We start from the raw sequence: 13,803 nt of genomic DNA, 5'->3' as shown, positions 1-13,803 counted from the left end.
GTAGGCAGATCGACTAATTTATGGCGCTAGGAAGGATAGAAGATGAACGTAAGCTTATAGAAAAAATCGTAGGAGGAGATGAGCAGGCTTTTTCTGTTCTTTTCTTCAAATATCTTCCTGTACTCCAAATTTTTGCCACTAAGTTTACAAAATCTGATGATGCGGCAGAAGAAATTATTCAAGATTCGTTTTTAAGGGTTTGGCTAAATCGTGATAAATTAGCAGAAGTAGATAATGTAAGAGCCTATCTATATAAATATGTTTCTAATGAATGTTTAAGCTACCTGCGTAAGAAATTAAAAGAAGATAGAGTTATTGATGCATTTACTGCCAAACAACAAAATAGCCATAACAATACTATAGAAACTATTAATTTAAACGAGGTAACGAAAATTATTGCTATTGCTGTCGATAAATTACCTGATCAGCGCAAAAATATATACCAATTGAGCAGACGCGATGGTAAAACCATACCTGAAATTGCAGAAATACTTAATATCTCGCCTAATACGGTTAAAAACGCCCTAGTAATTGCCTTAAAATCGATACGGATACAGCTCGATCAACACGGGATTGTGTTCTTTTTTCCAATTGTTTTTTTCTTTTTGAAAATAAAATAGAAAAAAATTAATATCCCGATAGTCCTAATTTTCTTTTGCTGCTTCTTAGTATCAGAATCTTTATGGAAGAACGTATACCTTATCTCTTACAACAGTTTACTGCTAAGACCTTAAGTCAGGCCGAAAGGGAAGAGCTTTTAGTTTTGGCAGAAAATAATACATCATTGCTTTCTGACGAAATCGTGAAAATGATTATCGCAGAAGAAGAGCATGCAGTTCATGTTGTGGAGGAAAAATGGAATCCAATTCTAAATAAAATTCTGGCGGTAGACAAACCAACCCGATCGCCTAGACGGATTTTAATGAATAGCTTAAAATGGGCTGCCGCTGCAGTTGTTTTTATTGTGTTTTCGGTAACAGCTTACATCTCTATACAGAAAAAGAAAGAGCACGTTTTTGCTACTGATGTGGCACCGGGAAAAAATAAAGCTATTCTCACCTTGGCCGACGGAAAGAAAATTTCACTTTCAGATGCGATAAAAGGTGATATAGCCAAAGAAGCGGGTTTCTCTATCACGAAAACTGCTGATGGCCAGTTGGTGTATAATGTAGTTGGATCAGAAAATGTAAATGATACCAGATTAAATACCATTTCGACGCCGAACGGTGGCGAGTGGCAAATCCAGTTACCTGATGGTTCTACTGTTTGGCTAAATGCAGCATCTTCTATCCAGTATTCGTTAAATATTGGAACCGCTAAACAGCGCTTGGTGAAATTAGATGGTGAAGCATATTTTGAAGTTGCTAAAAATGTAGCACATCCTTTTATTGTTGAAACCGATAAACAAGCTGTTGAGGTATTAGGTACGCACTTCAATATTAATAGCTATAAAGATGAAAGGGTAACTAAAACCACTTTGTTGGAAGGAAGTGTACGTGTTTCGCATAATACTACCAATGAGAGCGAGGTGCTTAAGCCTGGAGAACAATCGCTAGTATCTGTTTCGGGTATAGCTATAAAAGAAGTAGATGTAGATGAAGCAATAGCATGGAAAAACGGCTATTTTATGTTTAATAACGAAAGGCAGGAAAGCATTTTACGCAAAATTGCGCGTTGGTACAATGTTGAGATAGAATATGCCGATCAGGATGCAAAAGAGGTGATGTACTATGGTACGGTAAGTCGTTTTGAAAAAATTTCGAAAGTGCTAACCAAATTTGAGCAAACTGGTGAAGTACGTTTCGATATTAAAGGCAATAAAGTTATTGTCTATAAAGAATAACCGGAAAAAGATGAAGACGTAACTAACCTTTATCTCTAAAAAAAAAACTAATTAATCAACAATAACCTAAAAACCACTAACAACTAATGAATATACTTCGACAAAACTCCTGACGATTCAAAAGTTGAATAAATAAAAAAGGAGTGCTTGCAACACCCCCTTTATTATCTGTTTAGCTATTCCGTAAACCGGAATCGATTAAAATCAATTATTTCTTGGATAACCGCGAAACGCTTTTGGGCGTCTAAACTTTATTGCGCTTCGCACAAAAACAGACTATTAAATGTACAAAATTTATATTAGAATTTTATGTACGCATCGACGCTACATACCTAAATTGCTATTTATTATGAAGTTAGTTACGGTCATATTACTTGCCTCGCTAATACAGGTTAGTGCAGCTTCATTTGGCCAGCTGGTTACATTAAAAGAAAAGAATGTAACATTCGAAAAGGTTTTTAGAGAGATCAGAAAACAATCTGGTTATGATGTTCTTTTATCAACTAATAAAATTAAAACCTCAACTACTTTAAATGTAGATTTTAGTAATTCTACTGTTGAAGAGGTGATGGACAAAGTTGTTTCAGGTAGAGATTTAAGCTATACTGTAGAAGACAGAACAATTTTAATTAAATTAAAAGAAAAGTCTGTTTTTGATAAGGTATTAGGCTATTTTGTTGCAGTACAAGTAACGGGAAAGGTAAAAGATAAAAACGGAGCAGTACTTCCTGGTGTTAGTGTTAGAGAAAAAGGGGTAGCGAATGCTGTATCTACAAGTGCCAACGGAGATTATTCAATTTCGGTAAAAGAAGGTGCTACTTTAGTTTTTAGCTTTATTGGATATAAAACAATAGAGGTTGAAGTTGGATCTAAAACCTCTATAAATGTTGTATTAGAAGAAGATGCAAATGAACTCAAAGATGTAAATATTATTTCAACAGGTTATCAGAATTTAAACAAGAAATTATTTACTGGGGCTGCTACAGCATTAAAGGGAGCTGATGTTAAACAAGACGGTATTACTGACGTAAGTCGTATGCTCGAAGGTCGGGTAGCTGGGGTTTCAGTACAAAATGTTTCTGGTACTTTTGGTGCAGCACCAAAAATCCGTGTTCGCGGTGCAACCTCAATTACTGGAGATAATAAACCACTATGGGTAGTTGATGGTGTGATTTTGGAAGATGTTGTTAATATTTCCAATGAACAGTTATCATCAGGAGATGTAAGTACATTGATTGGATCTTCTGTAGCTGGTATAAATGCTGACGACATTGAATCATTTAATATCTTAAAAGATGCGGCTGCAACTGCACAATATGGTGCACGCGCAATGAACGGTGTTGTGGTTATAACAACAAAGAAAGGACGTATCGGTAAACCATTAATCTCTTATACAGGTAACTTTTCTACCTATTTAAAGCCTACGTACGACAGTTATAATATTATGAATTCTTCTGATCAAATGTCTGTTTACTCAGAGCTGGCTCGCAAAGGATGGCTAAATCATTCTAGTGCTTCGAGAGCAGCAGACGGAGGTGTTTTTACTAAAATGTATCAATTAATTAATACATACGATGCAAGTTCAGGTACATTCGGTCTAGCAAATACCCCCGAAGCAAGAAATTCATTCTTATCTCGCTATGCAACGGCAAATACAGATTGGTTTGATGTACTTTTCAAAAACTCTTTAATGCAAGAGCACGCCATTAGTGTTTCGTCAGGAACTGAAAAATCTCAACTATATTTTTCAACCAGTTATTTAAACGATAATGGTTGGGCTATTGGAAATGATGTAGAACGTTATACTGCAAATGTTAACGCTGTATTTAATCTTTCAGATAAACTTTCAGTTAATTTTATTACCACAGGATCAATCCGTAACCAAAAAGCACCAGGCACGGTGGGACGTGTTAGTAATCCTGTTGAAGGAACCTATTCTAGAGATTTTGATATTAATCCTTTTAGTTATGCCTTAAATACAAGTAGAACTCTAACTGCATTTGATCAAAACGGAAACAGGGAAAACTTTACAAGAAACTTTGCAAATTTTAATATCCTGAATGAGTTGGATAATAATTCGTTGGACTTAAGTATGTTGGATTTTAAACTCCAAGGTGGTTTGGGCTATAAATTTGTGAAGCACTTCAAGTACGATTTCTTAGCATCGATGCGATATGTAAAAAGTGGTAATGAGCATAAGGTAAAGGAAAACTCTAATATGGCAAACGCCTATAGAGCAAATGGTGATTCTTATATTCAAGACAATAATCGATTCTTGTTCCGTGATCCGGAACATCCGGAATTACAACCTGTTGTTGTACTTCCTTATGGTGGGTTTTATAATACAACTGATGATTTTCTTAAATCGTATATGGTTAGAAACTCTATAGAGTATGATAATACCATCAATGAAAAACACTTAATTAATGTTTATGCTTTTCAGGAAATGAGAATGGCTGATCGCCAAACGAGGAGCATGATAGGGTATGGTTATCAATACGATAAAGGTGGAGTTCCATTTATTGATCCAAATATAGTAAAACAGGCTACTTTGAATAATTTGAATTATTATTCGATGAATCATAGATACGACCGTTTCGCCGCATTTATGACAAGGGCGGCCTATTCTTATGATGGTAAATATTCGTTCAATGCTACTGGTAGATACGATGGTTCAAACCAGTTGGGAAGTTCGGCTACGGCTAGATGGTTACCTACCTGGAATATTTCTGGTGCCTGGAATATAGATAGAGAGAAATTTTTCGAAAATGAAAGACTGATGAAAATCTTAAACCGTGCTACCATTAGAGCGACGTATGGTTTAACAGCAAGTTTGGGTAGTGCTACCAACTCGGCATTGGTTTTAAGGAATGGAAGTGCTTTAAGGCCGTATACGAGTGAAACAGAATCTGTTATGAATATCGAGTATATAGAGAACAGTGATTTAACATGGGAAAAACAGTATGAGACTAACATCGGTCTTGATTTGGGCTTTTTTAAGGATAAGTTAAATATAACTGTTGATTTGTATAATAGGAACGGGTTCGATTTAATTAGCCCATTAAGAACTTCAGGGATTGGCGGACAGTATTTAACTACTGCAAATTATGCTGATATGAATACTAAAGGTATCGAGGTAACTTTGAGTGGACCAATTATTAAAACTGCTGAATGGAGCTGGAGAAGTAATTTTAACTTTGGCTATAACAAAAATAAGGTTACTAAACTTTCAAGCCCTCAAAGTATATTCAGTTTGGTAACTGCAGATGGTGGACCTCTGCAAGGCTTTCCATACCGTGGATTGTACTCTGTAGATTTTACTGGTTTAAATCATGATACGGGAATCCCTGAATTTATCAATGAAAAGGGTGAGAAAAGTGGTGATGTTTATATGCAAAGCCTTGAACCTAAATACCTAAAGTATGAAGGTCCAACAGACCCAAAATTGACGGGTGGTTTTTATAATAGTGTGAGTTATAAAGGATTTACTTTTGGCTCTTTATTTACTTTCTCTGCAGGAAATAAAATTAGGCTAAACCCTGTTTTTGCCACTTCTTATTCAGATTTAGATGCTTTACCTAATGAGTTTAAAGATAGATGGACCTTACCAGGTGATGAATTGAAGACAAATATCCCATCTATTCTTGATGTTGAAGCAGCAGCTAATATTGATGGAACATATCCTTATAATACCTATAACTACTCAACAGCTAGGGTGGCAGATGGAGGTTTTATTCGTTTAAAACAATTATCGCTGTCGTACGCATTGCCTGCAAGAATCCTAAAAACTATTGGCGCAAACAATGCATCAATAAGTGCAGTGGCGAATAATTTTTGGTTAATCTATTCTGATAAAAAACTTAAAGGACAGGATCCAGAATTTTTTGCGTCAGGTGGTGTAGCGTTACCAATTCCCAAACAGTATACGCTTTCTCTAAAAGTTGGATTCTAATTAAATTGAAAAGAAATGAAAAAGAATAAAATATTCATATATATCGCATGCTCAAGCTTACTGCTATCTTCGAGCTGTAAAAAATTTTTAGAGCATCAACCAGATGATCGAACTGAGTTAAACAGTTCTGTTAAAGTAGCCGAATTATTAGCCAACGCATATCCACATGGCAATTATCTTGCCTTTGCAGAGGCAATGAGCGACAATGCCGGTGATAAAGGTACAACAGGTAGAGATTTACCAAATTCTTCTCCATGGAATTATATAGATCAGATAGATGCTACATCGGAAGATACGCCGCCATTTTATTGGAATTCTTGTTATAAAGCTATTGCTGCTGCAAATTATGCATTGGAGGCCATTGATAAAGCTGGCAATACTGCAGAATATTCTGCAAGTAGAGGAGAGGCATTGGTTGCAAGGGCGTACGTACATTTTATGTTAGTAACCTTTTTTGCTAAAGCCTACGATCCAGTAACTGCAGCGTCTGATCCTGGAGTCCCATATGTAACATTGCCACAGAAAATAGTTGAAGGTAATTACACAAGGGGAACTGTTGCTAGCGTTTATGCTAATATAGAGAAGGATTTATTGGAGGGCTTACCTTTAATTAAAAACAATTCATATAGAGTTCCTAAGTATCACTTTACTACACAAGCAGCTCATGCATTTGCGACCCGGTTTTATTTATTTAAGAAAGATTACCAAAAAGTAATTGACCATGCAAATGCGGTTTTTCCGGGAACGACGATTGCGGACAATTTAAGAGCATGGAATACTGCCTATAATGTATTAGGATATTATGAATTACAAGCGCTATATACCAATTCTACGGAACCATCAAATTTATTATTACAAGAGGCTAATTCTTATTGGGGAAGAAACTATGCAGGCTACAATTTTGGATTAAGTTCTGGTGTAAGAGCAACGGTTTTTAATGCAGGTAATAATCCAACAGGAAAAGCCTTGGCCATGACGACTAAAATTTTTGGGGGTAATGAAACCGTTTATAATATTCCAAAATTTAGAGAGCATTTTGTAAAACAAACCATCAGTGCCAATTTTGGAGATGCTTATAACATGGTGCCTTTATTAACGGCAGAAGAAGTATTATTTAACAGAGCAGAGGCAAATATCATGTTAGGTAATAATAGTCAGGCAATTGCTGATCTTGATATTTATTTATCAAAACGAATTGTTGGTTATTCTGCTACCGCTGATAAATTCACCGAAAATAAAGCAACATCTTTCTTTCCAACTTTAACCGTAAAAGATGCATTGGTAGGTACTGTTCTGAATTTTAAACGCCAAGAATATATGCATGAGGGTTTAAGGTGGCTAGATATTGTAAGATTAAAAATTCCAATATCACATGTGTCGGCAAATGGTCAGACTACAATTTCATTAGGTGCAAATGATCCAAAAAGATTAATTCAAATTCCACAAGACGCGATAGCGGCTGGTTTAGCTGCTAATCCTCGTTAGTTATAATATAAGAATATTATGAAAAAGAAATTATTATTATCCATAGTTGCTTTGGCAACAATCTTTTTGGCAGGATGTAGCAAAAAAGACGATTTAAGCGCCAACCTAGTTGGCCTCGGAGGAGATACCTGGGCAAAGGGCCCAATAGATGAGTGGATCAGTACAAATTATACAACTCCTTATAATATTGAAGTTAAGTATAAGTGGGATCGATCTGAATTAGGTGAAATCTATAAAAATGTTGTTCCCGTTAAAGAGGAATTAGTAGTGCCTATAATGGATATCATAAAGAAAACTTGGATTGATCCCTATGTTGCAGTAAAAGGCGCAAACTTTATGAAAACTTATACGCAAAAACAGTTTTATTTAGCGGGGAGTCCATCTTACAATAGTAATGGGACAATTACTTTAGGAACAGCGGAAGCAGGCAGAAAAATTGTCTTACTTGATCTAAACACTTTTAACCCGGCGAATAAACCAGCAGTTAAACAAATTTTACATACTATGCACCATGAGTTTGGGCATATTTTAAATCAGAATATTGCTGTAACTCCTGATTATCAAAGAATAACGCCATCTGATTATACTGCTACATGGTTTAATATTTTTAGAGGTGCTTATTCATCTACAGCTGCATTAGATAAAATACTGTATGAAAATGATTTCTGGGGTAAGGGCTTTGTAACGCCATATTCAAGATCAAATAAAGATGATGATTTTGTTGAGACGCTATCAACATTACTGGAAGGTGGCGCTGCTAATTTTGATAATATTATTAACAATCTTTTTATTTACGACGGTTTGTATATTAAAAGGAATGGTAAAGGTGTTTATGAACAGAATACAGACGCTAGATCTAAGTTGCTAAGAAAAAAAGCTATCGTAATTTCTTATATGAAAGATAGTTGGGGTATAGATTTGACGGATTTACAGAATAGAACACAGGCTGCTATTGAGGCACAATCTCCAACTGCAGATTTTAATAACTTATTAGGCCCAGGAAAAACTTATGGTACAATTTCCATAAACCCTCAAAAATTAACAGGTTTGTCAGCCAAATTCTTAACAACTTATAATACTGCAAATACAACTTTACAGGCAGGTAATCCACAAACCAACAAAGGATATTACATAGATAATATTTCATTGATTTTTACTGCGGCTAATAAAGTTACCCTAAGAGTCAACTTTATGGATCCTACCGCAGCTTTGGGTGTTGGTTTTAATGGTGATTTTGATTATAACATAAACAATGTTAATGGAACTATAACAATGACTTATGCAAGCCTGCAACCAACTACAGTAACCTATGGTAATGCAAGAATTATAGAAACCTATATTCCAACTTTGTTGGCATATTTTAATAATCAACAATTTAACATTCGTTGGGTTGATGATATTATCCCGCAATCGAAAAGCATATTGGGCGGTCTTGTAAAAACAACAGATCCAACTTCTTACTTATTTGGAACATTGTAATAATTTAAAACAAAAATGATGAAAAAGAATCTATTATATATACTCTTATTTTCATTAGCCTTCGGCTCTTGTAAAAAAGATCCAACAGAGCCACTTATTGGAAATACGGATGAAAGACTATCTGCAACCTTAGCAGAATACCAGGCACAGTTAGTTAGTGCGCAATTTGGATGGAAAGGATATTTATTAACAGATAATAAAACGCCAGCTACCTTTCTATTTAATTTTAATGATAAGAACAGAATAACGATGACTGCAGACTACCGCACTACATCAGCTGAAAGTTCTTATCGTTTAAAGGCTTTGCAAAAACCAACATTATTATTTGATTCTTATTCTACCTTGCATTTAATTGCTGACCCAACTTCGAGCGTTTTTGGGGGTACAACTGCTGCGGGTTATTATTCAGATTTTGAATTTGCCTTCTTATCATCAAGTACAGATACTATAAAATTGGAAGGAACATTTAATAAAAGCAAACTCATTCTAATTAGGTCTAAATCCGCAGCAGAAAGTAGTGCAATATTTACTGTGCTTAATAATGTTGCAGCTACAGCTTCTAAAATTAGAACATATTTTAAAAGGACGACTATTGGGGGAATAGAATGTGAAGTGAAATGGGACCCCGCAGCGCAAATATTGGCTTTTTCTTATTTGGATAATGGAAGCCTTAAAACTGTAACCTCGAACTATTATGTTTCTGGCTCATTTGTTACGCTATATGAACCATTAGTAATTGGCACAACAACGGTTAAACAAATAAGTGATGTTGTATATGATGCAGCGGCATTAGCTGTAAATGGAAACATTAATGGTAGCGCTATTCAAATTAAAGAGGCCATCACACCTTTGAAACTTGACGTTGGCGCTGCACAAAGGTGGTACAATCAGATGTTCGCTAATTCTAATGGTACTTGGGTTTCTGATAAAGCTTTTCATGCAAACGGCCTTGATGATTTTTGTAATTTCAAAAATGTAGCAGGTTATCAAACTTTATGGTATGCTGGCCCAACGGTTTTTGGTGGAACAAGTGAGGGATTGATTGCTTTTGTTAACAATGCATTGGGAGCTCCTTATGCATTATCAAGAAATCCATTTGGTATCAATTCAGGAATAGCTAGGTTTACATTGGGTACCAACGCAGGTACGTTTACGGGAACTACTGCAATTGCTCAGGCAATGACGGCTGCAAGAGCGATTTTGTACGGTGGAGCAACGGTAGGTAGTGCTCAAGACTGGTATCTGATTCCTACATCTGATACTGGAAAAAACTATGATATGGTTAGGGTTTCAGATGCTCAAGCTTGGATTAGCTGGAGGCCAAGATAACTTAGCAATGATTTCTTAAAAAAAAATTAAATTGGAATCTCAAAATTGATTTTATATAAGTTGTGCCAATATTAATAGCCCGTTATTAGGAGGCTTCTACCGTACAGCAGACTTAAGCTCTTTCATATATGGAACGCTATAAATAATTAATATCTAATTTTAATCTTTCTCTCCCGTAACCCTCATCCTAAAAAGTGAGGGTTTTTTTTTGCCTTTATTTTTTTAAGGTAATCTGTTGTGCTTTTTTGCAATTGTTTCATCAACAATGATTTAACTTGGTGTAAATACTTGAATTATTATTGATTTACCAGGTAATTGTGTATGTTTAGTTGTAATTTTTTTTAAACCTAAAAATTTATATCTATGAAAAAACTATTATTATTTCTCGTATTGGGTGCATTTTCCATCTTTGGATTATCTTCTTTTCAGTCGCTCTCAAAGAAAACAGTTCAAAGTAACAATGACCCTGTCCTTATCGTTGTTAATGTTGATGGCTACTACGGTGAATTATACTTTGATGATGCGACTGATCAATTTTTAAGTGGAAGCGTCAGTAAAGAAATTCCTAATGGAGGCGGGGCTTATAGAATGTATACGATTAATTCAGTAAGTGGGAGTCTCTCTCGTTCATTAATTAACAACCAGGTTACCCATTTTGATGGCGATATTTATGGTACTTCTGGCACTAGTTTCGCTGTTACTTTAACTTTAAATTCGAGTAATAATGCCGCATTAACTGCGCAATAGAAATAATTATGCCCACTCAAACCCTCACCCTAAAAAGCGAGGGTTTTTTTATGACATAATTTTTAAACCCCTCCAAACGTTTATGCTTATATTTGTAACGAATGAAGAAGAAAGCAATTTTTATCCTGTTTGTATTGGCACTAACATTTGCAATAAGCACCAATGTTAATGCCCAATGTTCTATGTGTACCATTAATGCCGAGCAAGGTGTTAAAAATGGGAATACACAAACAGCAGGCTTAAATACCGGAGTATTATATCTTTTATCTCTTCCCTATTTAATGGCTGTTATTGTTGGTGTGGTTTGGTATAAAAAATACCGCAAAAAGAATATTCACCTCAACATGAAAAAAGAACCTTTTAATCTCAATTAAAAGCATGGCTGAGCAAACTACCTCAAAGCTTTATGCCATTGTACATTGTAAATGTCCGCATTGCCGCAGAGGAGATATTTTTACAGGCAGTATGTACGGCTGGAACATTCAGCATACCAAAGAAATCTGTGGGCATTGTGCACAACGTATAGAAATTGAACCTGGTTATTTCTATGCAGCCATGTATGTAAGTTATGCGATGAATGTAATCGAAATGCTTTTTGCCAGTTTTATTACCTATTTAATTTTCGGTCCGCTTACAGATGAAACTTTCTGGCCTTATCTGATTGTTATTTTTGCAGGCTGTTTTATCCTGTATCCGTTTAACTATCGATATTCGAGAATTATTCTACTCCATGTTTTATCGCCAAACATTAAGTATAAGCCATATTACGATAAATAAGTCGGGAGTCCGAAGTCCAAGGTCGGAAGCCAAGGAGTATAGGTTAACTGCTGGAACTGTTTGATAGCCATTTAGCCTATTGACCATGAACTATCAATCATTTTAAATATAATTTTTTAATTTTCAGGGATGTTAAAAAAAGAAACCCTTAGTTTTATAAAAGACGTAGCGGAGAATAATAACCGCGAATGGTTTGCCGCTAACAAAAACGTTTATGAAGATGCAAAAGCCAATGTACTGGCACTTGTAGCTGCCATTATCCCCGAATTGGCGAAAATAGATCCAATGCTTCCGGCAGAGATGGACCCAAAGAAGTGTCTTTTACGCATTTATCGCGATGTGCGTTTCAGCAAAAATAAAGATCCTTATAAAAATAACTTCGGCATTTGGTTCTCTACCAAAAAAGGAGGTAATGAGCCTGGTTATTATCTGCACATTCAACCTGAGAAAAGCTTTATTGCCGGTGGATACTGGATGCCAGATGCACCTCATTTAAAATTGATCAGACAAGAGATAGATTATAATATTGGCGATTTTAAAGAAATTATTGACAACGCAGCCTTTAAGAAAAACTTTAAATTAGGTGTAGATAACGCACTTAAAAATGCACCCAAAGGTTATGATCCGGCAGATCCAAACATCGAATTTTTAAAGTTGAAAAGCTTCGAGGCCACCACAAAAATCGATGATGAAGAATTTTTAAAACCAAACCTCGTTAATAAGTTGATAAGTTCTTTTAAAACAGTACAACCATTAGTTGCATTTTTACGGAACGCCATTGAGCAATAATCAACCGTTAATTCTCAATGACCAATAACCAACAATAATCAATGTTCAAACTATAAAAGGTCTTGATACCTGATACTCAAATCTTGATAATAAAAATATGAAAAATACCTTTCTTGCATTTGCTCTTCTCTTGTTTATCTCTTCAATAAGTTCATGTGTTGTTTTATCGCCTAAAAAGTACAAAGCCTTATTGGGCACTAAAGATTCGCTATATACGGCTTTTAACGAAGGCTTAATTAAGATCGAAAACCTAGAAAAAGAAGTAAATAAGCTAAAAAAGGATACCACCTTAATGGCTGAAGAACTTCGCGATCTGCAAAAGAATAACAATGAAATGGATGCGAGCTATAAAAAGCTTAAAAATAATGCGTCATCAGAAATTACCAAACTATCAGGCGATTTAGCTGCTCGCGAAAAACGTTTAAAGGAAGTAGAAGAAGTTTTGCGCAAACGTGATGAGGCAACCAATGCACTGAAAGAAAAACTTCAACAGGCTTTATTGGGTTTCACCAAGAGTGGTTTAACCGTAGAGATTAAAAATGGTAAAGTTTATGTTTCGCTAACCGATAAACTGTTGTTCCCTTCGGGAAGTATTATTATCGATGAAAAAGGGAAACAGGCCCTTACCCAATTGGCCAACGTATTAAAGCAACAACCGGAGATAAACATAGCTGTTGAAGGTCATACCGATAACCAGAAAATTAACAACCTGGGACAGATTAAAGATAACTGGGATTTAAGTGTGTTGAGGGCCACCTCTGTAGTCCGTTATTTAACGGAGAATGGGAAAGTAGAAAGCGTAAGGATGACAGCTACAGGCAAGGGCGAATTCCAGCCGTTGGGCACCAATGCAAATGCAGATGGAAGGAGCAAAAACCGAAGAATAGAGATTGTGCTTTCACCTAAATTGGATGAACTTTATAATCTGATTAAATAAAAAATACTTGCATAAGTGGGAGAGTCTTGTTATTATGTAATGGATAATCCTATCGGTTGGTGTCTCACCGACCTAAAATTAATGATTTTTTTTGTGATTGGAAAATGAAGGTGCAGTAGCTCTTGTAGACCTCTAGCCCCGCCATTCGCTAATTCCGATGAAGAATCGGAACCGCTCCTGTCGGGTTTAGAGACAAAGGTTTGTGCACGCAACAACCCCGAAAATGAAATGCTGCTTAGCCACCTAGCCCCGGTTGAAGTGTTACCCTGCAGCAACGAGGTACGAGGAAGCGAAGCGTAAAAGCGAAAAACGGGAGCACACTTCTTATTTTGCACAGGTTTTGCGCTCCAAATGGAATAGAAGTATTTAAGAATATGAAATGAGTGGCTTGCGGTTCTTGGAGGCTTTTAGCCCCGCCATTTGCTAATTCCGATGAAGAATCGGAACCGCTCCTGTCGGGTTTAG

Annotated in this window: 11 protein-coding genes; all 11 read left to right on the top strand. The window is 35.8% G+C overall.

Translation table 11 applies throughout. The features are described 5' to 3' along the window. Nucleotides 1–20 precede the first annotated feature (20 nt). The 11 genes from EZ456_RS08890 to EZ456_RS08840 all read left to right on the top strand — a co-directional run bounded on the left by EZ456_RS08890 (nt 21) and on the right by EZ456_RS08840 (nt 13,338). Nucleotides 21–620, top strand: a complete 600-nt coding sequence (locus EZ456_RS08890) for an RNA polymerase sigma-70 factor (RefSeq protein WP_131529337.1) — start codon at nt 21–23, stop codon at nt 618–620. 62 nt (nt 621–682) lie between these two features. Further along, a complete protein-coding gene (locus EZ456_RS08885) occupies nt 683–1,843 on the top strand; it encodes a FecR family protein (RefSeq protein WP_131529335.1) in 1,161 nt (386 codons plus the stop codon). A gap of 349 nt (nt 1,844–2,192) precedes the next feature. Beyond that, the gene (locus EZ456_RS08880) at nt 2,193–5,795 is read left to right on the top strand and encodes a SusC/RagA family TonB-linked outer membrane protein (protein WP_131529333.1); all 3,603 of its coding nucleotides are present in this window, start codon (nt 2,193–2,195) and stop codon (nt 5,793–5,795) included. A 15-nt stretch (nt 5,796–5,810) separates the two neighbouring features. Beyond that, entirely contained in the window at nt 5,811–7,280 is a 1,470-nt protein-coding gene (locus tag EZ456_RS08875; RefSeq protein WP_131529331.1) for a RagB/SusD family nutrient uptake outer membrane protein, read from the top strand. An 18-nt stretch (nt 7,281–7,298) separates the two neighbouring features. Further along, a complete protein-coding gene (locus tag EZ456_RS08870; RefSeq protein ID WP_131529329.1) occupies nt 7,299–8,759 on the top strand; it encodes a zinc-binding metallopeptidase in 1,461 nt (486 codons plus the stop codon). 18 nt (nt 8,760–8,777) lie between these two features. Continuing rightward, entirely contained in the window at nt 8,778–10,088 is a 1,311-nt protein-coding gene (locus EZ456_RS08865; RefSeq protein WP_165501287.1) for a DUF4302 domain-containing protein, read from the top strand. A gap of 363 nt (nt 10,089–10,451) precedes the next feature. Continuing rightward, nucleotides 10,452–10,835, top strand: a complete 384-nt coding sequence (locus tag EZ456_RS08860) for a hypothetical protein (RefSeq protein WP_131529325.1) — start codon at nt 10,452–10,454, stop codon at nt 10,833–10,835. A gap of 101 nt (nt 10,836–10,936) precedes the next feature. After that, nucleotides 10,937–11,209 carry a hypothetical protein gene (locus tag EZ456_RS08855; RefSeq protein WP_131529323.1) on the top strand — a complete coding sequence of 91 codons (273 nt, stop codon included), beginning with the start codon at nt 10,937–10,939 and terminating at the stop codon, nt 11,207–11,209. Nucleotides 11,210–11,213: 4 nt separating this feature from the next. Continuing rightward, nucleotides 11,214–11,612 carry a DUF983 domain-containing protein gene (locus EZ456_RS25085; protein WP_165501286.1) on the top strand — a complete coding sequence of 133 codons (399 nt, stop codon included), beginning with the start codon at nt 11,214–11,216 and terminating at the stop codon, nt 11,610–11,612. Between the two features lie 129 nt (nt 11,613–11,741). Further along, a complete protein-coding gene (locus EZ456_RS08845; RefSeq protein ID WP_131529321.1) occupies nt 11,742–12,401 on the top strand; it encodes a DUF2461 domain-containing protein in 660 nt (219 codons plus the stop codon). Between the two features lie 97 nt (nt 12,402–12,498). Further along, nucleotides 12,499–13,338 (top strand): OmpA/MotB family protein, encoded by an 840-nt coding sequence (locus EZ456_RS08840; RefSeq protein WP_131529319.1) that lies wholly within the window; start codon nt 12,499–12,501, stop codon nt 13,336–13,338. The last annotated feature ends 465 nt before the right edge of the window (nt 13,339–13,803 follow it).

The sequence above is a fragment of the Pedobacter psychrodurus genome, assembly GCF_004331735.1.
GTDB lineage: Bacteria > Bacteroidota > Bacteroidia > Sphingobacteriales > Sphingobacteriaceae > Pedobacter > Pedobacter psychrodurus.
This window is presented reverse-complemented; position numbering and strand designations above follow the sequence as displayed.

Excerpts from the sequence above, each read along its gene's own strand:
- EZ456_RS08890 (WP_131529337.1), top strand. The coding sequence starts at position 21 with ATGGCGCTAGGAAGGATAGAAGATGAACGTAAGCTTATAGAAAAAATC.
- EZ456_RS08885 (WP_131529335.1), top strand. The coding sequence starts at position 683 with ATGGAAGAACGTATACCTTATCTCTTACAACAGTTTACTGCTAAGACC.
- EZ456_RS08880 (WP_131529333.1), top strand. The coding sequence starts at position 2,193 with ATGAAGTTAGTTACGGTCATATTACTTGCCTCGCTAATACAGGTTAGT.
- EZ456_RS08875 (WP_131529331.1), top strand. The coding sequence starts at position 5,811 with ATGAAAAAGAATAAAATATTCATATATATCGCATGCTCAAGCTTACTG.
- EZ456_RS08870 (WP_131529329.1), top strand. The coding sequence starts at position 7,299 with ATGAAAAAGAAATTATTATTATCCATAGTTGCTTTGGCAACAATCTTT.
- EZ456_RS08865 (WP_165501287.1), top strand. The coding sequence starts at position 8,778 with ATGAAAAAGAATCTATTATATATACTCTTATTTTCATTAGCCTTCGGC.
- EZ456_RS08860 (WP_131529325.1), top strand. The coding sequence starts at position 10,452 with ATGAAAAAACTATTATTATTTCTCGTATTGGGTGCATTTTCCATCTTT.
- EZ456_RS08855 (WP_131529323.1), top strand. The coding sequence starts at position 10,937 with ATGAAGAAGAAAGCAATTTTTATCCTGTTTGTATTGGCACTAACATTT.
- EZ456_RS25085 (WP_165501286.1), top strand. The coding sequence starts at position 11,214 with ATGGCTGAGCAAACTACCTCAAAGCTTTATGCCATTGTACATTGTAAA.
- EZ456_RS08845 (WP_131529321.1), top strand. The coding sequence starts at position 11,742 with ATGTTAAAAAAAGAAACCCTTAGTTTTATAAAAGACGTAGCGGAGAAT.
- EZ456_RS08840 (WP_131529319.1), top strand. The coding sequence starts at position 12,499 with ATGAAAAATACCTTTCTTGCATTTGCTCTTCTCTTGTTTATCTCTTCA.